Origin of the sequence: Stutzerimonas chloritidismutans (genome assembly GCF_020783375.1) — a bacterium.
Lineage (GTDB): Bacteria > Pseudomonadota > Gammaproteobacteria > Pseudomonadales > Pseudomonadaceae > Stutzerimonas > Stutzerimonas kunmingensis.
Genome location: NZ_CP086067.1, coordinates 2,040,825 through 2,065,335, shown reverse-complemented (window position 1 = coordinate 2,065,335; position 24,511 = coordinate 2,040,825). Strand labels below are relative to the sequence as shown.

At 59.3% G+C, this 24,511-nt stretch carries 22 protein-coding genes, 2 tRNA genes and 1 rRNA gene; 9 read left to right on the top strand and 16 right to left on the bottom strand.

Annotated elements, in window-relative coordinates:
* Positions 1 to 75: 75 nt before the first annotated feature.
* From LLJ08_RS09665 to LLJ08_RS09655, 3 genes are all read right to left on the bottom strand, one after another.
* Positions 76 to 151: transfer RNA gene (locus tag LLJ08_RS09665), tRNA-Ala, on the bottom strand.
* Positions 152 to 181: 30 nt separating this feature from the next.
* A tRNA-Ile gene (locus LLJ08_RS09660) sits at positions 182 to 258 on the bottom strand.
* A 91-nt stretch (positions 259 to 349) separates the two neighbouring features.
* Positions 350 to 1,886 (bottom strand): 16S ribosomal RNA (locus LLJ08_RS09655).
* Between the two features lie 101 nt (positions 1,887 to 1,987).
* Here LLJ08_RS09655 and LLJ08_RS09650 point away from each other — a divergent pair.
* The 5 genes from LLJ08_RS09650 to LLJ08_RS09630 all read left to right on the top strand — a co-directional run bounded on the left by LLJ08_RS09650 (position 1,988) and on the right by LLJ08_RS09630 (position 6,301).
* Positions 1,988 to 2,428, top strand: coding sequence for a hypothetical protein (locus LLJ08_RS09650; RefSeq protein WP_228208921.1), 441 nt, complete (start codon positions 1,988 to 1,990; stop codon positions 2,426 to 2,428).
* A 192-nt stretch (positions 2,429 to 2,620) separates the two neighbouring features.
* Positions 2,621 to 3,958 carry a TRZ/ATZ family hydrolase gene (locus LLJ08_RS09645; RefSeq protein WP_104097057.1) on the top strand — a complete coding sequence of 446 codons (1,338 nt, stop codon included), beginning with the start codon at positions 2,621 to 2,623 and terminating at the stop codon, positions 3,956 to 3,958.
* A gap of 146 nt (positions 3,959 to 4,104) precedes the next feature.
* The gene (ubiG, locus tag LLJ08_RS09640; protein WP_023444774.1) at positions 4,105 to 4,803 is read left to right on the top strand and encodes a bifunctional 2-polyprenyl-6-hydroxyphenol methylase/3-demethylubiquinol 3-O-methyltransferase UbiG; all 699 of its coding nucleotides are present in this window, start codon (positions 4,105 to 4,107) and stop codon (positions 4,801 to 4,803) included.
* Complete coding sequence (gene mupP / locus LLJ08_RS09635; RefSeq protein WP_014820631.1) at positions 4,803 to 5,474, top strand: N-acetylmuramic acid 6-phosphate phosphatase MupP; 672 nt, start codon at positions 4,803 to 4,805, stop codon at positions 5,472 to 5,474. The genes ubiG and mupP overlap by 1 nt, the downstream gene beginning before the upstream one ends.
* An 86-nt stretch (positions 5,475 to 5,560) precedes the next feature.
* Positions 5,561 to 6,301, top strand: coding sequence for a YciK family oxidoreductase (locus tag LLJ08_RS09630; protein WP_228208823.1), 741 nt, complete (start codon positions 5,561 to 5,563; stop codon positions 6,299 to 6,301).
* Positions 6,302 to 6,367: 66 nt separating this feature from the next.
* On the opposite strand, the gene rluB is transcribed toward LLJ08_RS09630, so the two are convergent.
* The 5 genes from rluB to prmB all read right to left on the bottom strand — a co-directional run bounded on the left by rluB (position 6,368) and on the right by prmB (position 11,606).
* The gene (gene rluB / locus LLJ08_RS09625; RefSeq protein WP_014820633.1) at positions 6,368 to 7,501 is read right to left on the bottom strand and encodes a 23S rRNA pseudouridine(2605) synthase RluB; all 1,134 of its coding nucleotides are present in this window, start codon (positions 7,499 to 7,501) and stop codon (positions 6,368 to 6,370) included.
* A 112-nt stretch (positions 7,502 to 7,613) separates the two neighbouring features.
* Positions 7,614 to 8,258, bottom strand: coding sequence for a bifunctional 4-hydroxy-2-oxoglutarate aldolase/2-dehydro-3-deoxy-phosphogluconate aldolase (locus tag LLJ08_RS09620; protein ID WP_228208822.1), 645 nt, complete (start codon positions 8,256 to 8,258; stop codon positions 7,614 to 7,616).
* 17 nt (positions 8,259 to 8,275) lie between these two features.
* Complete coding sequence (pgl, locus tag LLJ08_RS09615) at positions 8,276 to 8,989, bottom strand: 6-phosphogluconolactonase (protein ID WP_228208821.1); 714 nt, start codon at positions 8,987 to 8,989, stop codon at positions 8,276 to 8,278.
* A complete protein-coding gene (zwf, locus tag LLJ08_RS09610; RefSeq protein ID WP_228208820.1) occupies positions 8,976 to 10,445 on the bottom strand; it encodes a glucose-6-phosphate dehydrogenase in 1,470 nt (489 codons plus the stop codon). The genes pgl and zwf overlap by 14 nt, the downstream gene beginning before the upstream one ends.
* A 237-nt stretch (positions 10,446 to 10,682) precedes the next feature.
* Positions 10,683 to 11,606 carry a 50S ribosomal protein L3 N(5)-glutamine methyltransferase gene (gene prmB / locus LLJ08_RS09605; protein WP_023444768.1) on the bottom strand — a complete coding sequence of 308 codons (924 nt, stop codon included), beginning with the start codon at positions 11,604 to 11,606 and terminating at the stop codon, positions 10,683 to 10,685.
* 312 nt (positions 11,607 to 11,918) lie between these two features.
* On the opposite strand from prmB, the gene LLJ08_RS09600 reads away from it, so the two are divergent.
* From LLJ08_RS09600 to folE, 3 genes are all read left to right on the top strand, one after another.
* Positions 11,919 to 12,515, top strand: coding sequence for a cysteine hydrolase family protein (locus tag LLJ08_RS09600; protein WP_014820638.1), 597 nt, complete (start codon positions 11,919 to 11,921; stop codon positions 12,513 to 12,515).
* A gap of 140 nt (positions 12,516 to 12,655) precedes the next feature.
* Entirely contained in the window at positions 12,656 to 13,213 is a 558-nt protein-coding gene (locus tag LLJ08_RS09595; protein WP_228208819.1) for a Smr/MutS family protein, read from the top strand.
* Positions 13,214 to 13,308: 95 nt separating this feature from the next.
* Positions 13,309 to 13,854: a GTP cyclohydrolase I FolE gene (gene folE, locus LLJ08_RS09590; RefSeq protein WP_003282585.1), complete on the top strand. Its 546-nt coding sequence runs from the start codon at positions 13,309 to 13,311 to the stop codon at positions 13,852 to 13,854.
* Positions 13,855 to 13,899: 45 nt separating this feature from the next.
* Here the strand turns inward: folE and LLJ08_RS09585 are convergent, their stop codons facing one another.
* Entirely contained in the window at positions 13,900 to 14,502 is a 603-nt protein-coding gene (locus LLJ08_RS09585) for a glutathione S-transferase family protein (protein WP_228208818.1), read from the bottom strand.
* A 39-nt stretch (positions 14,503 to 14,541) separates the two neighbouring features.
* Entirely contained in the window at positions 14,542 to 15,708 is a 1,167-nt protein-coding gene (locus tag LLJ08_RS09580) for an aminotransferase-like domain-containing protein (protein ID WP_228208817.1), read from the bottom strand.
* A gap of 80 nt (positions 15,709 to 15,788) precedes the next feature.
* Between LLJ08_RS09580 and LLJ08_RS09575 the strand changes: the two genes are divergently transcribed.
* Positions 15,789 to 16,232, top strand: coding sequence for a MarR family winged helix-turn-helix transcriptional regulator (locus LLJ08_RS09575; RefSeq protein WP_003282582.1), 444 nt, complete (start codon positions 15,789 to 15,791; stop codon positions 16,230 to 16,232).
* A gap of 92 nt (positions 16,233 to 16,324) precedes the next feature.
* Here LLJ08_RS09575 and rpsA read toward each other — a convergent pair whose 3' ends face one another.
* The 6 genes from rpsA to serC form a co-directional block, all read right to left on the bottom strand.
* Positions 16,325 to 18,007, bottom strand: coding sequence for a 30S ribosomal protein S1 (gene rpsA / locus LLJ08_RS09570; RefSeq protein WP_003302488.1), 1,683 nt, complete (start codon positions 18,005 to 18,007; stop codon positions 16,325 to 16,327).
* Between the two features lie 193 nt (positions 18,008 to 18,200).
* On the bottom strand, positions 18,201 to 18,890 hold the full coding sequence (gene cmk, locus LLJ08_RS09565) for a (d)CMP kinase (RefSeq protein ID WP_014820643.1): 690 nt from the start codon (positions 18,888 to 18,890) through the stop codon (positions 18,201 to 18,203).
* Positions 18,887 to 21,130, bottom strand: a complete 2,244-nt coding sequence (locus LLJ08_RS09560; RefSeq protein ID WP_228208816.1) for a bifunctional prephenate dehydrogenase/3-phosphoshikimate 1-carboxyvinyltransferase — start codon at positions 21,128 to 21,130, stop codon at positions 18,887 to 18,889. The genes cmk and LLJ08_RS09560 overlap by 4 nt, the downstream gene beginning before the upstream one ends.
* Positions 21,127 to 22,236, bottom strand: a complete 1,110-nt coding sequence (hisC, locus tag LLJ08_RS09555; protein ID WP_228208815.1) for a histidinol-phosphate transaminase — start codon at positions 22,234 to 22,236, stop codon at positions 21,127 to 21,129. Before hisC ends, LLJ08_RS09560 begins: the two co-directional genes overlap by 4 nt.
* Positions 22,237 to 22,315: 79 nt before the next feature.
* The gene (pheA, locus tag LLJ08_RS09550) at positions 22,316 to 23,413 is read right to left on the bottom strand and encodes a prephenate dehydratase (protein ID WP_023444760.1); all 1,098 of its coding nucleotides are present in this window, start codon (positions 23,411 to 23,413) and stop codon (positions 22,316 to 22,318) included.
* Positions 23,413 to 24,498 (bottom strand): 3-phosphoserine/phosphohydroxythreonine transaminase, encoded by a 1,086-nt coding sequence (serC, locus tag LLJ08_RS09545; protein ID WP_228208814.1) that lies wholly within the window; start codon positions 24,496 to 24,498, stop codon positions 23,413 to 23,415. The genes pheA and serC overlap by 1 nt, the downstream gene beginning before the upstream one ends.
* Positions 24,499 to 24,511 lie beyond the last annotated feature (13 nt).

Below are 24,511 nucleotides of genomic sequence, written 5' to 3'. Positions count from 1 at the left end.
GAAATCAATACCCTCACACATCACAGGATGCGTAAGCAGCACTCATTTCTGAGCTTTCAGCGATTTTCGAGTTAATGGTGGAGCCAAGCGGGATCGAACCGCTGACCTCCTGCGTGCAAAGCAGGCGCTCTCCCAGCTGAGCTATGGCCCCATCTACAGATCGGCCACATCCCATGACAATTGGTGGGTCTGGGCAGATTCGAACTGCCGACCTCACCCTTATCAGGGGTGCGCTCTAACCAACTGAGCTACAGACCCAATCGTCTCTCTCGGGTCGAAACCCAATCGCTTTTCGCTAGTGAATCAAGCAATTCGTGTGGGAGCTTATGAAGAAGCTGAAGTCTTCGATTAAGGAGGTGATCCAGCCGCAGGTTCCCCTACGGCTACCTTGTTACGACTTCACCCCAGTCATGAATCACTCCGTGGTAACCGTCCCCCCGAAGGTTAGACTAGCTACTTCTGGAGCAACCCACTCCCATGGTGTGACGGGCGGTGTGTACAAGGCCCGGGAACGTATTCACCGTGACATTCTGATTCACGATTACTAGCGATTCCGACTTCACGCAGTCGAGTTGCAGACTGCGATCCGGACTACGATCGGTTTTATGGGATTAGCTCCACCTCGCGGCTTGGCAACCCTTTGTACCGACCATTGTAGCACGTGTGTAGCCCAGGCCGTAAGGGCCATGATGACTTGACGTCATCCCCACCTTCCTCCGGTTTGTCACCGGCAGTCTCCTTAGAGTGCCCACCTTAACGTGCTGGTAACTAAGGACAAGGGTTGCGCTCGTTACGGGACTTAACCCAACATCTCACGACACGAGCTGACGACAGCCATGCAGCACCTGTGTCAGAGCTCCCGAAGGCACCAATCCATCTCTGGAAAGTTCTCTGCATGTCAAGGCCTGGTAAGGTTCTTCGCGTTGCTTCGAATTAAACCACATGCTCCACCGCTTGTGCGGGCCCCCGTCAATTCATTTGAGTTTTAACCTTGCGGCCGTACTCCCCAGGCGGTCGACTTAATGCGTTAGCTGCGCCACTAAGATCTCAAGGATCCCAACGGCTAGTCGACATCGTTTACGGCGTGGACTACCAGGGTATCTAATCCTGTTTGCTCCCCACGCTTTCGCACCTCAGTGTCAGTATTAGCCCAGGTGGTCGCCTTCGCCACTGGTGTTCCTTCCTATATCTACGCATTTCACCGCTACACAGGAAATTCCACCACCCTCTGCCATACTCTAGCTTGCCAGTTTTGGATGCAGTTCCCAGGTTGAGCCCGGGGCTTTCACATTCAACTTAACAAACCACCTACGCGCGCTTTACGCCCAGTAATTCCGATTAACGCTTGCACCCTTCGTATTACCGCGGCTGCTGGCACGAAGTTAGCCGGTGCTTATTCTGTCGGTAACGTCAAAACACTAACGTATTAGGTTAATGCCCTTCCTCCCAACTTAAAGTGCTTTACAATCCGAAGACCTTCTTCACACACGCGGCATGGCTGGATCAGGCTTTCGCCCATTGTCCAATATTCCCCACTGCTGCCTCCCGTAGGAGTCTGGACCGTGTCTCAGTTCCAGTGTGACTGATCATCCTCTCAGACCAGTTACGGATCGTCGCCTTGGTGAGCCATTACCTCACCAACTAGCTAATCCGACCTAGGCTCATCTGATAGCGCAAGGCCCGAAGGTCCCCTGCTTTCTCCCGTAGGACGTATGCGGTATTAGCGTTCCTTTCGAAACGTTGTCCCCCACTATCAGGCAGATTCCTAGGCATTACTCACCCGTCCGCCGCTGAATCAGAGAGCAAGCTCTCTTCATCCGCTCGACTTGCATGTGTTAGGCCTGCCGCCAGCGTTCAATCTGAGCCATGATCAAACTCTTCAGTTCAATACTGCTTGGGTTTTGAGAAAACCCTAAACTTGGCTCAGCAATCGCAAATCTCTTTACAAGTAAAGAGTAACTCTCGAATAAACGAGTGTTGCTTTGTGATGCTGATAATCTATCTGACCATCAGTCTTACATTCACAAGCACCCACACGAATTGCTTGATTCAGTTGTTAAAGAGCGTTTCGATCAAGTCTTTCGTCTCAACCGAGGCCGCGCATTATACAGCAGCCTTGTTACCTGTCAAGCTGTTTTTGAAGAAGTTTTTCTTTCTTCTCAACCGCTTGCGCTTCAGATCAACTTGCATCTCTCATCAGCGGGAGGCGAATCATACAGCGTTCAAAACCGCTGTCAACCACCTCTTTCAACCGCTTCCGATCAACCCGACCGAAGCCGCCAACAGGATTCAACCGCCACCCTGCCAGCCCGGCGCATTCTACTCGAATCCGCCATCCGTGCAACCCTTTTATTTCGCTAACCTTTTGATTTACAAGAGGTTTTGCTTAAGGACTGCGCCGGAAGTGGTGCGCATTATAGGAGCCTGAAAATCAACGTCAACCGTTTATTTCAGTTTTATTCAGATGACGGGCAAGCGAGTCAAAAAGTACCGTCCGTACGAGCGATACCAGCCACAACTATATATAAGGATGCACGGCAAAAATCGCGGCTCTCTCGTTTCTTCAATCCTACGCCACCAGCCATTACACTAGCCCTCTTCTCCTCAGTCATGGCTTCACATGTCCCGGCAAAGTGATGCACCGCTTGATCTTCTTTTATTTCCGACCTGGCTCGTTCCGGTGGAGCCGGCTGGCGTGGTGTTGAAGGGGCACGGTCTCGGCGTTCGAGATGGACGCATTGCGCTCATCGCTCCGCGAGCCGTAGCACTCAAGTATCAGGCGATAGAAACGCGAGAGCTCGAGGGTATGCTTCTCGCTCCAGGTCTGATCAATGCGCATGGCCATGCCGCGATGACTCTTTTTCGTGGACTTGCTGATGACCTGCCCCTTCAGCGCTGGCTTAAGGATCACATCTGGCCAGCCGAGTCGCGTTGGGTCGATGAGGATTTCGTTCGCTGTGGCACCGAGTTGGCAATCGCCGAGCAACTAAAAGGTGGGATCACCTGCTTTTCTGACATGTACTTCTATCCCAGCGTCGTCAGCGAGCTGGTACACAAGCACGGTGTGCGAGCGCAGATCACCATCCCGGTTCTTGACTTCCCGGTTCCCGACGCTCGCGATGCGGATGAAGCGCTACGCAAAGGTGTAGCGCTGTTCGACGATCTCAAGCATCACCCCCGAATCACGGTCGCCTTCGGGCCTCATGCTCCTTATTCGGTTGCGGACGACAAACTTGAAAGCATTCGCGTTCTGGTAGCGGAGATGGATGCAGGCATCCATATGCACGTCCATGAAACCGCTCATGAAGTCCAGGAGGCGCTGCGGAAACACGGTGAGCGGCCGCTGGCGCGACTAGCGAGATTGCAGCTGCTAGGGCCGCGTTTTCAGGCAGTGCACATGACCCAGGTCGATGATGACGATCTCGCGCTGCTCACCGAGCATAACTGCAGCGTTATTCACTGCCCAGAATCCAACCTCAAGCTCGCCAGTGGCTTCTGTCCGGTCGAGCGCCTTTGGGAAGCAGGAATCAACGTGGCAGTCGGCACGGATGGGGCGGCAAGCAATAACGACCTGGACCTGCTAGGCGAAACTCGTACGGCAGCGCTGCTGGCGAAGGCCGTCGCCGGCTCGGCCACGGCACTGGACGCCCATCGCGCTCTACGCATGGCCACACTGAATGGCGCCCGAGCGCTGGGCATCGATGAGCACACCGGTTCTCTAGAGATAGGCAAGTTCGCCGATCTGGTCGCGCTGGATCTTTCCGGTCTGGCGCAACAACCGGTATACGACCCGGTATCCCAATTGATCTACTCCACCAGTAGAGACGCGGTGCGACATGTATGGATAGGCGGTAAGCAGCTGCTGGAAAGCGGCCGCCTTACGCGAATGGATGAGCAGCAAGTGATTGCGAACGCTCGCCAATGGGGCGAGAGAATTTCGAGCACCGATCAACGTTGAAGGTGTGAAACCAACCATACACAGCTTCTGCGCGACCAAATGACATACGAACCACGGCGGCTACGATGCCCCGACCTTAGCTGAAGCTGGCAACATGAGCCCTTGCAGCTCAAGCTTCTCCCTCAAGCTTTCAAACGGACCGGATCATGAGCAACGTCGACCACGCTGAAATCGCCAAATTCGAAGCCCTTGCACATCGTTGGTGGGATCGCGAAAGCGAGTTCAAGCCGCTTCACGAGATCAATCCACTGCGAGTGAACTGGATAGACGAGCATATTGCTCTGGCGGGCAAGAAGGTAATCGATATCGGTTGCGGAGGCGGCATTCTCAGCGAAGCCATGGCTCAGCGAGGCGCTCAGGTCACCGGTATAGACATGGGCGAGGCGCCGCTTTCGGTAGCGCGCTTACACCTGCTGGAATCCGGACTCGAAATCGATTATCGGCAGATCACTGCCGAAGCCATGGCCGAGGAAGCTCCCGAGCAGTTCGATGTGGTCACCTGTCTCGAAATGCTCGAGCACGTGCCGGACCCGGCGTCGGTCATCCAGGCCTGCTGTGCACTGGTCAAGCCAGGCGGGCAAGTCTTCTTCTCGACGATCAACCGCAACCCGAAAGCCTATGCATTCGCCATCATTGGCGCCGAGTACGTATTGCAACTATTGCCGCGCGGTACCCACGACTTCAAGAAGTTCATCCGCCCCTCGGAGTTGGGTGCCTGGAGCCGCGACGCGGGCCTGGCCGTCAAAGACATCATCGGCCTTACCTACAATCCGCTCACCAAGCACTACAAGCTGGCTGCGGACGTCGATGTCAACTACATGGTCCAGACCATCAAGGAGGCATGATGCGCCTGCGCGCTGTTCTGTTCGACATGGACGGTACTCTGCTCGATACCGCTCCCGACTTCATTGCCGTCGTGCAAGCCATGCGAGCCGCCCGAGGGCTGGCACCGGTTTCCGAACAACAGGTTCGTGATGTCGTGTCAGGCGGAGCGAGGGCCATGGTACTCAGCGCTTTCGAAGTCGACCCTCTATCGGCTGAGTTCGAAGAACTGCGTCTCGAGTTCCTTGCGCGGTATCAGGAGAACTGCGCGGTGCACAGTCATCTTTACGACGGCATGGCCGAACTGCTCGACGAGATCGAACGCGCGAACCTGATCTGGGGCGTAGTGACCAACAAGCCGCTGCGCTTCGCCGAACCGATCATGCATCAGCTGGGCCTGGCTTCCCGCTCCGCTGTGCTGATCTGCCCTGATCATGTCACCAAGAGCAAGCCTGATCCCGAACCCATGCTTCTGGCGTGCAGCCAGCTCGACCTTGACCCATCCGCGGTTCTGTTCGTCGGCGACGACCTGCGAGACATCGAATCAGGCCGCGCGGCAGGCAGTCGTACAGCCGCAGTGCGGTACGGCTACATTCACCCCGAAGACAACCCGGGAAACTGGGGCGCTGATGTGGTGGTAGACCACCCGCTGGAGCTCCGGCAAGTCCTGGATAGAGCACTGTGCAGCTGCTGAAACGGCGGCAGCGCAAACCTTCCTAGCCTTATCGTCCGGCGAACATTCGTCCGGGCGCCACCTACCATCGATTCAAGAGGCATCCGATGTTCGAGTATTCCGCCCGCCCCGACTTGCTCGCTGGGCGCACCATTCTGGTTACGGGAGCCGGCCGCGGCATCGGCGAAGCTGCCGCGAAAGCCTATGCGGCACACGGAGCAACCGTACTGCTGCTTGGCAAGAATGAAGACAACCTGAACCGGGTTTACGATGACATCGAAGCCGCGGGCCATCCTCGTCCTGCCGTTATTCCGTTCAATCTGGAAACCGCGCTGCCGCACCAGTACGACGAACTGGCCGCCATGATCGAGCGCGAGTTCGGTCATCTCGACGGCCTTTTGCATAACGCGGCGATCGTTGGTCCGCGGACGCCGCTCGAGCAGTTGTCCGGCGACAATTTCATGCGCGTGATGCAGGTGAATGTGAACGCAATGTTCATGTTGACGAACACACTGCTGCCGCTGCTGAAGCTAGCCAAGGACGCTTCGGTGATCTTCACGTCGAGCAGTGTCGGCCGCAAGGGGCGTGCATATTGGGGCGCCTACGCTGTATCGAAGTTTGCCACCGAAGGGCTAATGCAGGTGCTGGCGGATGAACTGGATGACACCGCTGCGGTCCGCGCCAACAGCGTCAATCCGGGGGCCACTCGTACCGACATGCGCGCGAAGGCTTATCCCGGCGAGAACCCGCTGGTGAACCCACTCCCAGAGGAAATCATGCCTGTTTATCTGTACCTGATGGGCCCGGACAGCATCGGGGTGAATGGTCAGGCGCTGGACGCGCAATAACCAAAGCTTCCAAAACAAAAACGCTGCGCAACGGCTTCGCCCATTGCGCAGCGCTGGATACAACTATCAGGTGCGTTTGCTACGCCCGAAGCCTGGACGCTGACCATCTCCTGCCGGCCTTTTACCTGGCCCCGACGGACGCCCTGCCCCGTCACTACGCTTACCACCTTTACGCGTCTCGCCCGGACGCTCAGCGACCGGCGTTCCGCGAGGCTTCTCACTACGCCCGTCGCTGACACGCGGCTTGCGCCCGCCTTCGCTACCCCTCGGTGCCCGCGGCTTGTCCGACACAGGCACATCGGCCTCGCTTGACGAACGCAACACCCGAGGTCGCCGCTCACCGCGGCTCAGCGGCTTCGCCACCTTACGCTGCATGCGGTCGATCTTTTCCTTGGCCTTGGCTTTCATGCTCGGCAGTGCAACCGGCTTTAGCCCGACTTCCTGGCTGAGAATGTCCACCTCGGTTTGCGACATTTCACGCCAGCGTCCCATCGGCAGATCGGAGGTCATGAAGACCGGCCCGAAACGCACACGCTTCAATCGACTCACGACCAGTCCCTGCGATTCCCAGAGACGGCGAACCTCGCGGTTACGGCCTTCCATCACCACGCAGTGATACCAATGGTTGAAGCCTTCACCGCCGGGCGCCTCCTGGATGTCGGTGAAGCGTGCCGGACCGTCTTCGAGCATCACGCCGGTCTTCAGCCTTTCGATCATCTCGTCGTCGACTTCCCCACGCACCCGCACCGCGTACTCGCGGTCCATTTCATAGGATGGATGCATGAGGCGGTTGGCCAGTTCGCCGTCGGTGGTGAACAGCAGCAGGCCGGTGGTGTTGATGTCGAGGCGACCGATATTGATCCACCTCCCCTCCTTCGGGCGCGGCAGACGATCAAATACCGTTGGGCGCCCTTCCGGATCGTTGCGTGTGCAGATCTCGCCGTCCGGCTTGTTGTAGATCAGTACGCGGCGGACTACTTCGCTGACTTCTTCCCGCTTGAGCAGGCGACCGTCGACTGCAATCGCATCATGAGAGTCGACGCGCTGGCCCAGGCTCGCAACCGCGCCATTGACCTTGACACGGCCTTCGGAAATCCATTTTTCGACATCGCGGCGCGAAGCCATGCCCAGACGGGCCAGGACTTTCTGCAGCTTTTCGCCGTGAGTAACGTGAGTGCTTGTTTCTTCGTGCTCGGTCATCTGGGCACCTCCCGGTGTGGCAATCCGATTGAAAGGGCGCGAATCATACGCGCATCGCTGCGCCTACGCACCAACCACAGCGTAGCAGTGATCCTGACCTGCGCTGACGAGATCACCCCAGTGCGGCCAGCGCCTGAACAGTACGTCGCTGAATACCGGCCCAGTCACCCGAACTGAGGCTCGCACCATCGATCATCCAGGTACCACCGACGCACATCACGTTCGCCAGGGCCAGATATTGCGCGGCATTTGCTGCGTTTACGCCGCCGGTCGGGCAGAAACGCACGTCGGCAAAGGGGCCGCCGAGCGCCTTCAGCGCAGCGATGCCGCCACAGATCTCTGCCGGGAAGAGCTTGAAGCGGCGATAACCCAGCGCGTAGCCCTCCATGACATCCGATGCGCTACTGGTGCCTGGCAGCAGTGGCACCGAGCAGCTCACCCCCGCTTCCAGGATTTCCCGCGTGGAACCGGGTGTGACGATGAACTGCGCCCCTGCCGCCTCCACTTCATCCATCATGCGTCGGTCCAGAACGGTACCAGCGCCGATGCAAAGATCAGGACGCTCTTCACGTAGCCGTCGAATGGCTGTCAGGCCATGACTGGATCGCAGGGTGATCTCCAGTGTACGAAGGCCGCCAGCAGCCAATGCATCAGCAAGAGGCAGGATCTGCTCTTCGCTACCGATGGTGATGACCGGCAGAATCCTCGACTCTACACAGATTCGTTCAATCAGAGCGTTCTTCTGGTCCATGGTCATGCGGAAGTCCTCGGGCCTCACGGGCACCAATAGATTTCGAGCGGGGAATGCAGGAATGCGCGAATCGGCATCTGCAGCGGATCGACATTCAGCGCCGCGCGCAGGGTTTCGAGCTTGTCAGCACCCTGGATAGCCAGGCACTGCATCCGAGCACCAGCGAGCAGCGGATAGGTCATTGTCAGACGTGCCTGCGGATCGACCGGCGCCTGCATCGGCAGGCACCGCTCCAGGCAGTCATCGCGCAACGCATGCGCCAGCTTTGGGTTGCCGGGGAACAACGAGGCCGTATGACCGTCATCTCCCATTCCCAGTATCAGCACGTCGATAGGCCGCTGCAGCTGCACCAGGGCGTGGTCAGCGAGTGATGCGGCCTGCTCGACGGATTCGGCCGGGTGGTACAGCCCGATCAGCCACGCCTCACGTGCCGCGTTCTGCAGCAAATGGCGCCGCACCAAGCCTTCGTTGCTGGCCGGATTGGTCGCAGGTACCCAGCGTTCGTCAGCCAGGCTGATCTGCACCTTCGACCAGTTCAATTCTCGTATCGACAGGGCTTCGAAGAATGCGATCGGACTGCGCCCACCGGATACGACGAGACTGGCAACGCCATGTGTCTGCACCGCGTAGGCCAGCGCCTTGGCCACATTGTCAGCCATCAGTTCAGCTTGCCGCTGCGGATTGGCCGAACTATGCGCCACCACACCGGTAGGAAGATCCAGTTCAGAGATCGCCATACCACGCCCTCCCATCGCGTGTGATCAGTGCAATCGAAGCGACTGGCCCCCAGGAGCCAGCGGGATAAAGCTTGAGCTCTGCGCCGAGACGATTCCAGCCCTCGATCAGCTGATCGCACCATTGCCATGCGTACTCGATTTCATCCCTGCGCACGAACAGGTTCTGGTTGCCCTGCATGACCTCGAGCAGGAGTCGCTCATAGGCGTCTGGAATGCGTGTGCTCTTGTAGGTTTCGGAGAAATTCAGCTGCAAGGGACCGCTGCGCAGATGCATGCCCTTGTCCAACCCCTGCTCCTTGGTCATCACCTGCAGCGAGATGCCCTCGTCAGGCTGCAGTCGAATGATCAGGCGATTGCTGATCAGCGCTCGCTGCTCGGGCGCGAAGATGTAGAAGGGTGGCTCCTTGAAATGAATCACGATCTGCGAAAGCTTCTGCGCCATGCGTTTGCCGGTTCGCAGATAGAACGGCACGCCCGACCAGCGCCAGTTGCAGATATCGGCACGCAACGCGACGAAGGTTTCCGTACTGCTTTCGGCGTTCGAGTTCTCCTCATCCAGGTAGCCAGGCACCGATACACCAGCAACGTTGCCGGCCGCGTATTGGCCCCGCACCACCCGCTGATGAAGGGATTCGGCAGTGATCGGTGCCAGCGCCTTGAGGACCTTTACCTTTTCATCACGGATGCTGTCCGCAGTCAGGTTGCTCGGCGGGTCCATGGCGATCAGGCAGAGCAGTTGCAGCAAATGGTTCTGAACCATGTCGCGCAGTTGTCCAGCCTGGTCGAAATAACCCCAGCGTCCTTCGATGCCGACCGTTTCGGCCACGGTGATTTCTACATGGGAGATATGGTGCTGGTCCCACTGCGTCTCGAACAGGCTGTTGGCGAAGCGTAGCGCGATGAGGTTCTGTACCGTTTCCTTGCCGAGATAGTGGTCGATGCGATAGATGCGGCTCTCGGGAAAGTGCTCGGCGACCGCATCGTTGATGACACGCGAAGAAGCTAAGTCATGACCGATGGGCTTTTCCAGAACGACGCGCGCCTGCTCGGCGAGCCCTGCCGTAGCCAGGAACCTGCAGATATCACCGTAGACCGCCGCGGGTGTCGCGAAATAGGCGATCAGAGGCTGCTCGGCCGGCACGCAGTCACGCAGCGCCAGGTAATCCTCGGATCGACGAAAATCCATCGCCAGATAGTGAAGCCGGGCGCTGAAGCGACTGAGGGCCTGCTCATCGAACTCGGCCTTGGGAACCCGCGTACGCAATGCTTGCTCGATTCGCGCCTTGTGCGTGGCCGGCTCGCCGCTCTCCCGCGATAGCGCCAGTATCTGGGTATCGGCATGCAGCAGGCCGGCGCGATCCAACTGATACAGCGCGGGAAACAGCTTGCGCAACGCTAGGTCGCCCAGGGCACCGAACAACGCGAATGTGATGGGTTCTACCGTAATGCCTGGCATGGTCCGTCCGCTTGAATGCAGGGTTCAATGACGTGCAGCGCGAGCACGACGATGATCGGTCAACGATAGCGAGGATATCGCGCTCCTCGCCTTCCGATCAGACGCCACATGCTACAGACCACTCAGCGGCTCAAATGCTCAGCAGTCGACGGGAAAATCCCAAGGTTGCCCGTGCCCACAGGAACAGCGCAAACACCTGAGCGCGACAGCTCGGTCGTTAAAGGGCACGGAGCTGAGTCAGCTTCCCGCGACGCGTGCACGGAACAGGGCCTGATGCTTACGGCACTGCTGCGCCGCAAGCAGGAAGACACCATGCCCCCCGCGCGAGAACTCCAGCCAGGTGAAATCCACTTCGGGATAAAGGGCCTGGACATGAACCTGACTATTTCCCACTTCGACGATCAGGATGCCATCGTCAGTGAGGTGATCCGCGGCCTCGGCGAGCATACGCCGCACCAGATCCAGTCCGTCTTCACCGCATGCTAGGCCAAGAGCCGGCTCGTGATGAAACTCAGCCGGCATGTCGTCGAAATCTTCGGCATCGACATATGGAGGATTGGAAACGATCAGATCGAAACGTTGATTTGGCAGCCCGTCAAAGCCATCGCTCTGCACGGTATAAACCCGCTCTTCGAGTCCGTGATGCTCGATGTTTTGGTTGGCGACCTCGATCGCATCGAACGACAGGTCAGCGAGCACCACCTCGGCCTTGAGAAACTCGTAAGCGCATGCGATGCCGATGCAGCCCGACCCCGCGCACAGATCGAGAATCCGCTTGGGCGTGCCAGGCAGCCAGGGTTCGAAGCGGTGCTCGATCAGCTCTCCAATCGGCGAACGTGGGATCAGCACGCGCTCGTCGACGATGAAGGGCAAGCCGCAGAACCAGGCTTGCCCGAGGAGATAAGCGGTCGGCACACGTTCTTCAATACGGCGACGCAGCAGTTCCTGCAAATGCTCGCACTCGTCGAGCTCGAGGCGGCAATCCAGATAGCTGTCAGCCATTTCCCATGGCAGGTGCAGCGCACCCAGCACCAACTGGCGCGCGTCATCCCAGGCATTGTCGGTGCCATGGCCGAAGAACAACTGCTCTGCCTGGAACCGGCTGACGGCCCAGCGGATATGGTCACGCAGCGTACGCAAGCGGGAGAGCGAAGCGGTCACAAGGGCGTCTCCTGTAAAAAGGGCGCGAGTGTAGCAGGCCTGCGAAAATCCGAGCCATGCCTGCAAGCAGCATGCGGAGCAAGCCCCGCGGCGCGGCACTCGGGATGTAAATACCCAATTCGTTTCAACACCAGACGTCTAGCCGGCAGTACCCTTCCGCTCCGCGGGCGGGGTCGATCCATCCGACATATCGTATGGCCATGCAGTTCGACCGAGCAGTCAGCACAACGACCAGCGAAACATGAGCCGGACGGTTCACATCGGCGCATTCTGGCGCCACAATCAGCCCCCTCACAGCACAAGGAGCCGAAAATGACCAAGCCACAGACCATGCTTCAGCTCAGTGGCCGCAGCTATAACCCGGCGACGCTGACGAACGCCACCTTGCTGGTCATCGATGTGCAGGAAGAGTACCGCAGTGGTGTTCTTGCCCTGCCTGCCCTGGATCGGGCACTTCCGGAAATTACCCGTCTACTGGCAGCTGCGCGCGAAGCTGGCGCGCCGATCGTGCACGTGCATCACCTGGGTATCAGCGGTGGTCTTTTCGATCCGCAGGGCTTTCGTGGACAGATCATGCCGGAGGCTGCACCACTGCCCGGTGAGGCAGTGGTTGCCAAACGCCTGCCGAACGCTTTCTCCGGCACCGAGCTCCACGAACTACTGCAGAAACTGGGTCGCCTGGATTTGATCGTTTGCGGCTTCATGACCCACTCCAGCATCAGCACAACGGTTCGCGCCGCCAAGGATTACGGCTATCGCTGCACACTGGTGGACAGCGCCTGTGCCACACGCAATCTGCCGATGGGCGAAGGCAGCATCGATGCCGAACAGGTGCACCGCATCGAGATGACCATTCTTGCCGACAACTTTGCCGTTTGCGTGCAAGACGCTGCGGCGCTGGCGCGCTGAAGACCCACTATCCGAACGCCGAACGAGCTGGCAGCCTTTCCAGACACTCTCTGCATGATGCAAGCAAAAGTACGTCTGGATGGAAGCTCGTCCGCCAGGCGCTGTGGCTGGGGTAAACTGCCATCCTGTTTGGAGGCCCCATGCAAGACGACGAATTCTCTCTCTTCCAATCGGCTGTGCGCGGTGTCAAGCCGATCAAGCACGACCGCGCCGAAACCGGCAAAGTGCGCAGCAATCGCGAACAGATCGCGACTCGCCGCAGCAACGCCACCGTCAGCAACGAAACCACGCGCGTCGACGGATTATCGGATCAGTTCGTCATCGACGTAGGTGCCGAGGACGAGCTTTATTGGGCCCGCGACGGGGTTCAGGACAGTCAGGTCCGCAAGCTCAAAGCCGGCCAGATCCCATTTGAGGGAAGTCTCGACCTGCATGGCATGAGCGTCGAGAAAGCCCGGGAGCTGTTATGGGACTTCATCGCCGAAGCGACGCGGCTCGAAGTGCGCTGCGTCCGCGTGACCCATGGCAAGGCGGCAAGACTCGACGGCAAGCGGCCACTGATCAAGAGCCACGTCAACACCTGGTTGCGGCAGCATCCGCAAGTGCTCGGCTTCACCTCCTGCCTGCCACGTCATGGCGGCACCGGCGCCATTTACGTGATGCTCAAACGCACCATGCTTGAAGGCCGGGACGAATGAGCCGAGGCCAGCGTCTCGCTCGCCATACTTGCCAGCCGAGCGGCGGCCCCCTACCCTTCGCGTTCGCGACCCCATGAAGCCTGACAGGTAGCTCAATGTCCCTGGAACAACACTACACCGCGATCCTCGGCCAACTCGGCGAGGACGTTAGCCGCGAAGGTCTGCTCGACACGCCCAAGCGCGCCGCCAAAGCCATGCAGTACCTGTGCAAGGGCTATCAGCAAACCCTCGAGGAAGTCACCAACGGCGCGCTGTTCACGTCAGATAACAGCGAGATGGTGCTGGTCAAGAATATCGAGCTGTACTCGCTGTGCGAGCATCACATGCTGCCTTTCATCGGCAAGGCACACGTTGCGTATCTTCCCAATGGCAAGGTACTCGGCCTGTCGAAGGTCGCTCGCATTGTGGATATGTATGCGCGCCGCCTGCAGATTCAGGAAAACCTGACCCGTGAAATCGCCGAGGCGATGCAGCAGGTTACCGGCGCATCTGGCGTTGCAGTGGTCATCGAAGCCCAGCACATGTGCATGATGATGCGCGGCGTGGAGAAGCAGAACTCGTCAATGGTTACATCGGTGATGCTGGGTCAGTTCCGCGATAACGCCGCGACCCGTAGCGAGTTTCTCGGCTTGGTGAAATAGCACCGAGCCCACAGTAAAACAGGGCCTTGCGGCCCTGTTTTTCGTTCAATCGTGCATGCCTACATGCCGCGGATGACTGGCGACACGCTGCAGCCATCGGCGAATTGCGGGATAGCCTTCGAGGCTGAACCCTCCCTCTTCAGCCACATGCGTGTAAGCATACAGCGCAACGTCGGCAATCGAGTAATGCTCACCCACCAGGTAGGGCGTGCGTAGCAACTGCTGCTCCATAACGTTCAACGCATGGTAGCCATCGAGCTGCTTGGCCTCGTACTCCTCACGGCGATCCTCGGGCATGCCGAGATACACCTTGATATAGCGGGCGACAGCCAGGAACGGCTCATGGCTGTACTGCTCGAAGAACTGCCACTGCAGCACCTGGGTACGCAGCCGCGGGTCCGCTGGCAGAAACTCGCTGCCGTCGGCCAGATAGTTGAGGATGGCGTTGGACTCCCACAGGCAGGCGCCATCCTCCAACTCAAGAACCGGAATCTTGCCATTCGGATTCTTCTTGAGAAACTCCTCGGAGCGGGACTCACCACGAAGGATATTGATCGGAATCCATTCGTACGATTGGTCCAGCAGGTGCAGCATCAGCTTGACCTTGTAGCAATTACCCGACCGGTAATCACCATAGACTTTCAACATGCTCCCTCCCATCGACCCACAACGCAGGTCAGCGATATCTCAGGCGGCTTCCAGCGCTTTACCTTCGCGGATGACCTGCGCCAGACGACGCACCCCTTCTTCCATTCTCTCAGCAGCCACATGGCTGAAGTTCAGCCGCAGATAACCGGGATTAGCGTCCGGGTCCACGAAAAAGGGCTCCCCAGGCATGAACACCACATCATTGGCGAGCGCTCGATCAAGCAGGGTTCGCGTATCCAGCGGCTGCTTCAGCGTCAGCCAGAAGAACAGCCCTCCCTGCGGCAGCTGCCAGGTCGCGAGATCACCGAAGTGCTCGCTGAGCGCAGCCTGCATGGCATCACGACGAACGCGATAGAAATCGCGAAGCTCCGCCAGATGCGCCTGATACCGCTCGCTACCCAGCCACTGCAGCGCCTGCCACTGCCCAATGCGGTTGGTATGTAGATCAGCCGACTGCTTCAGTCGTAGCAAATAAGGGAACAGATCCGGCGAGGCGATCAGATACCCCACCCGCAAGCCAGGCAGCAGCGTCTTGGAAACCGTACCGGTGTAGATCCAGCTAGCACGTTTCAGACGCGAGACGATCGGCTTGGCACTGCCCTGATCGAATACCAGCTCACGATATGGCTCGTCCTCGAGCAGCGTCACGCCAAACTCATCCAGCAATGCTGCGACAGCATCACGCTTGGCTTCGCTGTAGCGAACGGCGGATGGATTTTGGAACGTAGGAATCAGATAGGCGAAAGCAGGCTCGTGCTGCTCCAGCGTTGCGCGTAGGGCAGCCAAATCCGGACCATCGGCCTGCTGGGGAACTGCCAGACATTCAGCTCCGAACAATTGAAAGGACTGCAGAGCAGCGAGATAGGTTGGCGCCTCGACCAGTACCTTTGTCCCCGAGTCGATAAACAGCTTCGACGCGAGATCCAGCGTCTGCTGCGAGCCACTGACGATCAACACCTGACTGGCTTCGCAAGGCACGCCAAGCGCCCGCGCCTGGGCGGCAATAAGTTCACGGAGAGCGGGCTCGCCTTCGCTCATCCCATACTGCCCCATGCTTGCGGGCAGTTCTGCCCAATCAACGATCGGCAGCATCGCCTCAGCCGGCAACCCGCCAGCGAAGGACATCACTTCCGGGCGCTGGGCTGCAGCGAGGATTTCACGAATGAGAGAGCTTTTAAGGCGAGTAATACGTTCGGAGAAGGCCATTTCCATACCAGATGCGAGGCGCTGCAAAATAAGTCAAACTTCTTGACCGAAATTACGCCTCTCACGATAAATACGTCAATATGCCTGACCTAAAAAAAAGCGCAGTGCAGCGCCAGATCATGGAGAGTTTCTTTCTCGGCTATCAGGCCTTCACGGCCAAGCCTGACGAAATGCTCGCCCGCCGCGGCCTGTCCCGTGTGCACCACCGCATTCTTTTTTTTATCGCCAGCTACCCGGACCTGAGCGTTAAGGAGTTGCTGAGCTATCTCGGTGTCTCCAAGCAGGCACTGAATACACCGCTACGCCAGTTGATCGAAATGCACCTGGTGGAGAGCCTGACTGCAGAGGATGACAAGCGAAAGCGCATGCTGCGCTTTACCGCAGAGGGGGCGAAGCTGGAGCAGGCCTTGCGCAGAGAACAGGTCCGGCTGCTTCAAAGGGCTTTCGATGATGTGGGTGAACAAGCGGTAGACGGCTGGCTCGCGGTCAACCAAGCGCTCGCCATGGAGAAAGCCAGAGGCTAGCAGCCCTCAAGAGGCGGGCCGCTTCACCACGCCGGAATCGCGGGCACAAAAAAGGGCGACCGAGGTCGCCCTTTTTCATGAAGAACCCGAACTTAGTTCTGGTTTTCCATCTGAGCACGGATCAGATCACCAATGGTGGTCGGGCCAGTGCTTTCTACGTCCTGCTTGGTGCGCAGCTCTTTCATCGCATCCTTTTCGTCTTCGACGTCTTTGGACTTGATGGACAGGCTGATCACGCGGGACTTGCGGTCGATGCTGATGATCTTGGCTTCAACTTCGTCGCCTTCCTTCAGCACGTTGCGCGCATCTTCAACGCGGTCGCGGCTGATTTCGGAAGCTTTCAGAGTGGCTTCGATATCGTTGCCCAGATCGATGATGGCGCCTTTGGCGTCAACTTCTTTCACGGTACCGCGAACGATGCTGCCTTTGTCATTGACGGCGGCGTAGTTGGAGAACGGATCGTCTTCCAGCTGCTTGATGCCCAGGGAGATACGCTCACGCTCCGGATCGACCGACAGGATGACGGTATCCAGCTCGTCGCCCTTCTTGAAGCGGCGAACGGCTTCTTCACCCGGCTCGTTCCAAGAGATGTCGGACAGGTGAACCAGGCCGTCGATGCCGCCGTCCAGACCAATGAAGATACCGAAATCGGTGATCGACTTGATGGTGCCGGAGATGCGGTCGCCCTTGTTGAACTGGCCAGAGAAGTCTTCCCATGGGTTGGACTTGCACTGCTTGATACCCAGGGAGATACGACGACGCTCTTCGTCGATGTCCAGAACCATGACTTCCACTTCGTCGCCGACCTGTACGACCTTCGACGGGTGGATGTTCTTGTTGGTCCAGTCCATTTCGGAAACGTGTACCAGGCCTTCGACACCCTCTTCCAGCTCGGCGAAGCAGCCGTAGTCGGTCAGGTTGGTGACGCGAGCCTGAACACGGGTGCCTTCCGGGTAACGCGCCTTGATGGCAACCCATGGGTCTTCGCCCAGTTGCTTCAGGCCCAGCGATACACGGTTGCGCTCGCGGTCGAACTTCAGAACCTTGACATCGATCTCGTCGCCAACGTTGACGATCTCCGACGGATGCTTGATACGCTTCCAGGCCATGTCGGTGATGTGCAGCAGACCATCGACGCCGCCCAGGTCAACGAACGCACCGTAGTCGGTGAGGTTCTTGACGATACCTTTGACCTGCTGACCTTCCTGCAGAGACTCGAGCAGAGCTTCGCGCTCGGCGCTGTTCTCGGCTTCCAGTACGCTGCGGCGGGAAACGACAACGTTGTTGCGCTTCTGGTCCAGCTTGATGACCTTGAACTCGAGCTCTTTGCCTTCCAGGTGGGTGGTGTCGCGCACAGGGCGGACATCGACCAGGGAACCCGGCAGGAACGCACGAATGCCGTTGACGTCGACGGTGAAGCCACCTTTGACTTTGCCGTTGATGACGCCCTTGACCACTTCTTCTGCAGCGAAAGCCGCTTCCAGAACAATCCAGGATTCCGCGCGCTTGGCTTTTTCACGGGACAGCTTGGTTTCGCCAAAGCCATCTTCAACCGCGTCCAGAGCAACGTGGACCTCGTCACCCACCTTGATGGTCAGCTCGCCCTGCTCGTTGTAGAACTGCTCGACCGGGATGACGCCCTCGGACTTGAGGCCGGCATGCACGGTGACCCAGTCACCGTCGATGTCGACCACGATGCCGGTGATGATGGCACCCGGCTGCATGTCGAGGGATTTAAGGCTTTCTTCAAATAGTTCTGCGAAGCTTTCGCTCATGTTGATTCCTGCTGTTTTCAGGCGAGAATCCGCCCAATCTCCACATTCCAGACAATGTGGGTTCATTCATATAAAAAAAGGCCTGTGGGACTGGATCTGGTCTCCCACATGCCTCCTTGTTAACGGCCCCGAGATGCGCAGCCTGCTGGCTGTGCCTACTCAAGATCCGTTTGGCCGCCTTTCGGCGTTCCGATCATCCAGCCAAATCGCGGTCGGCGACTTCGCTCAGAATCTTTTGCAACACCTCATCAATGGAGAGTGTAGTGGAATCCAGTTGAACGGCATCATCTGCCGGCTTCAGCGGGGCCACCGCACGTTGGGTATCGCGCTCATCGCGCTCCCGAATCTCCTCAAGAAGACTCGCGAGATTAACATCATCGCCTCGTGCCTTCAACTGCAAGTAACGTCTGCGAGCACGCTCTTCCGCACTCGCGGTGAGGAATATCTTCAACGGCGCGTCGGGAAATACCACAGTACCCATGTCACGCCCGTCCGCGACCAGTCCCGGCGCCTCGCGAAAGGCCTTCTGTCGCTGCAGCAAGGCGGTGCGAACCACCGGTAACGCTGCGACCTGGGATGCGCCGGCGCCAACCTGCTCGTTACGGATCGACTCGGTGACCTCCTCCCCCTCCAGAATGATGATCATGCCGTGCCCATCGCGTGCGGCACCAAACTGGACATCGAGGTGCTCGGCGAGCACCTTCAGCGCTTCTTCGTTGGTCAGATCGACGCCGTGATTGCGCGCTGCGAATGCCAGCAGGCGATACAAGGCACCGGAGTCGAGGAAATTCCAGCCAAGCTTGCCCGCAAGCAAGGCTGCAACTGTGCCCTTCCCCGAGCCACTCGGCCCATCGATGGTGATGACCGGAACGGGCCTGATCATGAATCACCCTCCGAATGTACCTGCATGCCGGCGCGCTGCGCCAAGGAGAGGAAGTTGGGGAACGACGTCGCCACGTTGGCGCAGTCATGGATTCGAATCGGGCCATTGGCTCGCAGCGCAGCCACACTGAAGGACATCGCGATACGGTGATCGCCATGCGCCCAGACTTCACCGGAACCGATCGCACCACCTTCGATGACAATTCCGTCCGGGGTCGGTTCAGCCTTGACCCCCAGTGTCTGCAGCCCGTCCGCCATGACCTGGATGCGGTCAGACTCCTTGACCCGCAGCTCTTCGGCACCGCGCAACGTGGTACGACCTTCCGCGCAGGCCGCAGCCACGAAGAGCACCGGGAACTCGTCGATCGCCAGCGGAACCAGGTCCTCGGGAATGTCGATACCCTTGAGCTGAGCGCCACGCACGCGAATATCCGCCACCGGCTCGCCGCCCACCTCGCGCGGGTTCTCCAGAGAGATGTCGCCGCCCATCAATTTCAGAATATCGATCACGCCGGTACGGGTCGGATTCACGCCGACATGCTCGAGCACGATCTCCGAACCCTGCGCAATGCTCGCCGCCACCATGAAAAATGCCGCTGAAGAAATATCGGCAGGCACTTCAATATGAGTACCACGCAGCTTGTGCCCTGGCTCGACAACCGCAGTACTGCCCTTGACGGTCACCGGATAGCCGAAACCGCGAAGCATCCGCTCGGTGTGATCACGCGTCGGAGCCGGTTCGGTTACCGAGGTCTGATCAGCTGCATACAGGCCGGCCAGTAACAGGCAGGACTTGACCTGCGCGCTGGCCATCGGCATTTCGTAATGCATGCCGGACAGACGCTGGCCGCCGCGAATGGTCAGCGGCGGACGCCCTTCCGGTGCCGTCTCGATAACGGCTCCCATCTCGCGCAGCGGCTTGGCGACGCGGTTCATCGGCCGTTTGGACAGGGACGCATCACCCGTCAACGTCGTATCGAACGGCTGCGCCGCGAGCAAACCGGACAGCAGCCGCATGGAGGTTCCCGAGTTGCCCAGGTAGATCGGCCCGGGCGGGGCCTTGAGGCCGTGCAGACCGACACCATGGACCGTCACGCGCCCCTGATGCGGACCCTCGATGACGACGCCCATGTCCCGGAACGCCTGAATGGTCGCCAGAGCATCTTCGCCTTCCAGGAAGCCTTCGACTTCCGTCACGCCCTCGGCAAGGGAGCCGAGCATGATCGAGCGATGAGAAATGGATTTGTCGCCTGGCACACGCAGATGGCCGGTCAGGCTGCCGCCAGGGTTGGCGAGGAAAACGAGGTCATTGGAATGCATAACGTCCACATAGGCTCGGCGAGCAAGTATTTTGCTGAAATGTTCCCGGGCAGCCTTGGCGCGAGTGAAAACGCCCAACAGCTTGTGCCCGTCTCCTTCATCGACCGCGGCGCGCAGCGCGTCGAGGTCGGCACGAAAATCGTCCAGGGTATGCAGCACTGCCTCGCGGTTGGCGAGAAAGATGTCGTGCCACATCACCGGATCGCTACCGGCGATACGGGTGAAATCGCGAAAACCACCTGCCGCGTAGCGGAATATCTCGAGATTCTCATGGCGCTTGGCGAGCGAATCAACCAGCCCAAAGGCCAGCAGATGCGGTAAATGACTAGTGGCAGCCAGCACCTCATCGTGATGCGTCACCTCCATATGCTCGACATCCGCACCCAGCGCCGACCAGAGCTTGCTCACCAGCGTGAGCGCTTGCGGATCGGTATTATCCAGCGGCGTCAGGATCACCTTGTGCCGTCGAAACAGCGTGCTGTTCGCCGCCGTCACGCCACTGAGTTCAGAGCCGGCGATGGGGTGGCCAGGCACGAACCTTGGTGGCATGTTGCCGAACACTTTACGCGCACAGCGCACGACATTGCCCTTGGCGCTGCCGACGTCAGTGATCACTGCGTCGCCCAGTTCGAGCTTCGCCAGTTCACCAAGCAGCCGCTCCAGCGCAAGAATAGGCGTCGCAAGCTGAATCACCTCAGCCCCATGACAAGCCTCTGCAAGCGTCGCGGCGCAGCGATCCACCACGCCCAGTTCGACCGCCAGCTCACGCGAGCGCGCATCCAGATCGAAGCCGACCACCTCGCGACAAAGGCCAGCCTCACGCAAGCCCTTGGCGAACGAGCCGCCAATCAGGCCAAGACCGATCACAACCAGGCGATTCACAATCGGCGAAGGCTGTTGCGCGTGACGAGCGTGATTCACTGTGCGAGTACCTGGTGCAGCACATCGAGAAAGCGTGCATTTTCCTGCTCGGTACCAATTGAGATACGCAGGAATGTTGGCATACCGTATCCGGCCACAGGACGCACAATCACCCCTTCGCGCAACAGCGCCTGATTGATCGGCGCAGCGTCACGGGCGAAGTCCACCGCGATGAAATTGCCCCGCGAAGGGATCCACTCCAGTCCCAGCTGACGGAAACCCGTTTCCAGCTGAAGCATCCCGGCATCATTCGCCTTGCGGCTGGCAAGCAGGTAATCGACGTCACCCAGCGCTGCGCAAGCCGCCGTCAGCGCCAGACTGTTCACGTTGAATGGCTGCCTGACGCGATTCAGCACATCGGCGATCACCGGCGAACTGATCGCGTAGCCGACCCGCAGCGCAGCAAGCCCATAAGCCTTGGAGAAGGTGCGCGAAACCAGCAGGTTCGGATAGTCGGCCAGAAACGCCAGGCCATCCGGCAACTCCTGCCCTTCGGCATATTCGATGTAGGCCTCGTCCAGCACCACCAGGACACGCTCCGGTACGCGCGCTAGAAATCCACCCAGCGCAGCAGCATCGAACCAGGTTCCGGTGGGATTGTTGGGGTTGGCGACGAAAACCACGCGGGTATTCTCGTCGATGGCCGCCGCCATTGCGTCGAGGTCGTGACCCCAGTTCCTGGCCGGTACGGCCCGTCCCTCGGCCCCGACCGCCTGCGTCGCGATCGGATAGACAGCGAAGGCATGCTCGCTGAACACGGCGTTGAGGCCCGGAGCCAGATAGGCGCGCGCAACCAGCTCAAGAATGTCGTTGGAACCATTGCCCAGGGTGACTTGATTGATTCCGACCGAATAGCGCTCGGCAAGTCGCTGCTTGAGCGCGAAGCCGTTGCCGTCCGGGTAGCGGGTCAACTCCGAAAGCTCAGCCCTGATCGCATCAAGCACTTTCGGGCTTGGCCCCAGCGGGTTCTCGTTACTGGCCAGCTTGACGATTCCTGCGGGGTCCAAACTCAGCTCGCGCGCCAGTTCTTCAACCGGCTTGCCCGGTACGTACGGCGACAGCTTCTGCACCCCTGGCTGCGCCAGGGCGAGGAAATCACAACTCATAACAAAACCTCAGGCTGCAGGCTTCAGGCGGCAGGTACAAGCCGGTCGCCTGCCCCACTGCCGCGACCTGAAGCCGCAATTAAAGAACCGCTTTGGGGTAGGAACCCAACACCTTAAGAGCCACAGCTTCCTGCCCGAGCTTCTCCAGCGCATCCTTGATCAGCGGATCCTGGTGGTGACCCAGGAAATCGATGAAGAACACGTAGGTCCACTTGCCGCTGCGCGACGGCCGCGTTTCGATTCGAGTAAGGTCGATGCCGTTGGCATGGAACGGCACCAGCAGCTCGTGCAAGGCGCCTGGCTTGTTGCGCATCGAGACGATGATCGAGGTCTTGTCATCGCCGGTCGGCGGCACTTCCTGGCTACCGATAATCAGGAATCGCGTGGAGTTGTCCGGGCGGTCCTCAATCTTCTCGGCCAGCTTGGTCAGACCGTAGAGCTGGGCAGCCATGTCGCCGGCGATGGCCGCCGAATTCCACTCGCTCTTGACCCGCTTGGCCGCATCCGCATTGCTGGAAACCGCTACGCGCTCGACATTCGGGTAGTGGGCATCAAGCCACTTGCGGCACTGCGCCAGCGATTGCGCGTGGGAGTAGATGCGCGTGATCCGATCGGTCTTGGTCGTCTCGCCCACCAACAAATGGTGGTGGATACGCAGCTCCACTTCACCGCAGATCACGATGTCGTGCTCGAGGAAGCTGTCCAGCGTGTGATTGACTGCACCTTCGGTGGAGTTCTCCACCGGCACTACGCCGAAATTCACAGCCCCCGCCACAACCTCGCGGAACACCTCATCAATGGCTGCCATTGGCGTACTGATGACCGCATGGCCGAAATGCTTGAGCGCCGCAGCCTGGGAGAAGGTACCCTCTGGGCCGAGATAGGCAACCCGGAGCGGCTGTTCCAGGGCAAGGCAGGACGACATGATCTCGCGGAACAGACGCGCCATTTCCTCGTTATCGAGCGGCCCGCGGTTGAGCTCCATGATGTGCTTGAGCACCCAGGCTTCGCGCTCCGGACGGTAGAACACCGCGGACTCGCCCTCGGCCAGCGCCGCGGTCTTGACCCGGGCGACTTCCTGGGCACAGCGGGCGCGCTCGCTGATCAGATCGAGAATGCGCTCGTCGAGGCTGTCGATTCGAACCCGCAGGGCCTTCAACTGATCGGCGTCGCTCATCAGCCGTGCTCCTTCTCGAACTCGGCCATGTAGGCCACCAGCGCTTCGACCGCATCCAGGCCTACGGCGTTGTAGATAGAAGCGCGCATGCCACCCACGGAGCGATGCCCTTTGAGGTTCAACAAGCCACGCGCGTCGGCGCCGGCCAGGAACACCTTGTCCAGACGCTCATCGGCCAGACGGAACGGAACGTTCATCCACGAACGCGCATTGATAGCGATCGGGTTGGTGTAGAAATCGCTGGCATCGATGGCACCGTAGAGCATGTCCTTCTTGGCGCGGTTGCGCTGCTCCATCGCCTCGACGCCGCCCTGCTCCTTCAGCCACTCGAAGACCAGCCCCGAGAGATACCAGGAAAAGGTTGCCGGCGTGTTGTACATCGAGCCGTTATCCGCCGCGACCTTGTAGTCGAGCATGGTCGGGCAAGCGGAACGCGCATGGCCGAGCAGGTCTTCACGAACGATGACGACCACCAGCCCGGATGGCCCGATGTTCTTCTGCGCTCCGGCGTAGATCAGGCCGAACTTCGAGACGTCGATGGTCCGCGACAGAATGTCCGAGGACATGTCGACGACCAGCGGCGTATCGCCGAGATCCGGAATCCAATCGAACTGCAGGCCGCCAATGGTCTCATTGCTCGCGTAGTGCAGGTACGCTGCGCGCTCGCTCAACTGCCAGTCGTTCTGTCCTGGAATGGCGAAATAATCGAGGGGTTTGGCGCTGGCCGCCACGTTGACGTTACCGAAACGACGCGCCTCTTCGATCGCCTTGCGCGACCAGATGCCGGTATCGATGTAGTCGGCAACACCATCTTCCGGCAGCAGGTTCAGCGGAATCTCGGCAAACTGCTGGCTGGCGCCCCCCTGCAGGAACAGCACCTTGTAGTTCGACGGAATCGCCAGCAGGTCGCGCAGATCCTGTTCGGCCTTTTCGGCGATAGCGGTGTATTCGTCGCTACGGTGACTCATCTCCATGACCGACAGGCCCTTGCCATGCCAGTCGAGAAGCTCCGCCTGGGCACGCTGAAGGACGGCTTCGGGAAGCGCAGCCGGACCGGCACAGAAGTTAAAGGCGCGTTTGCTCACTGCTGTTCTCTCG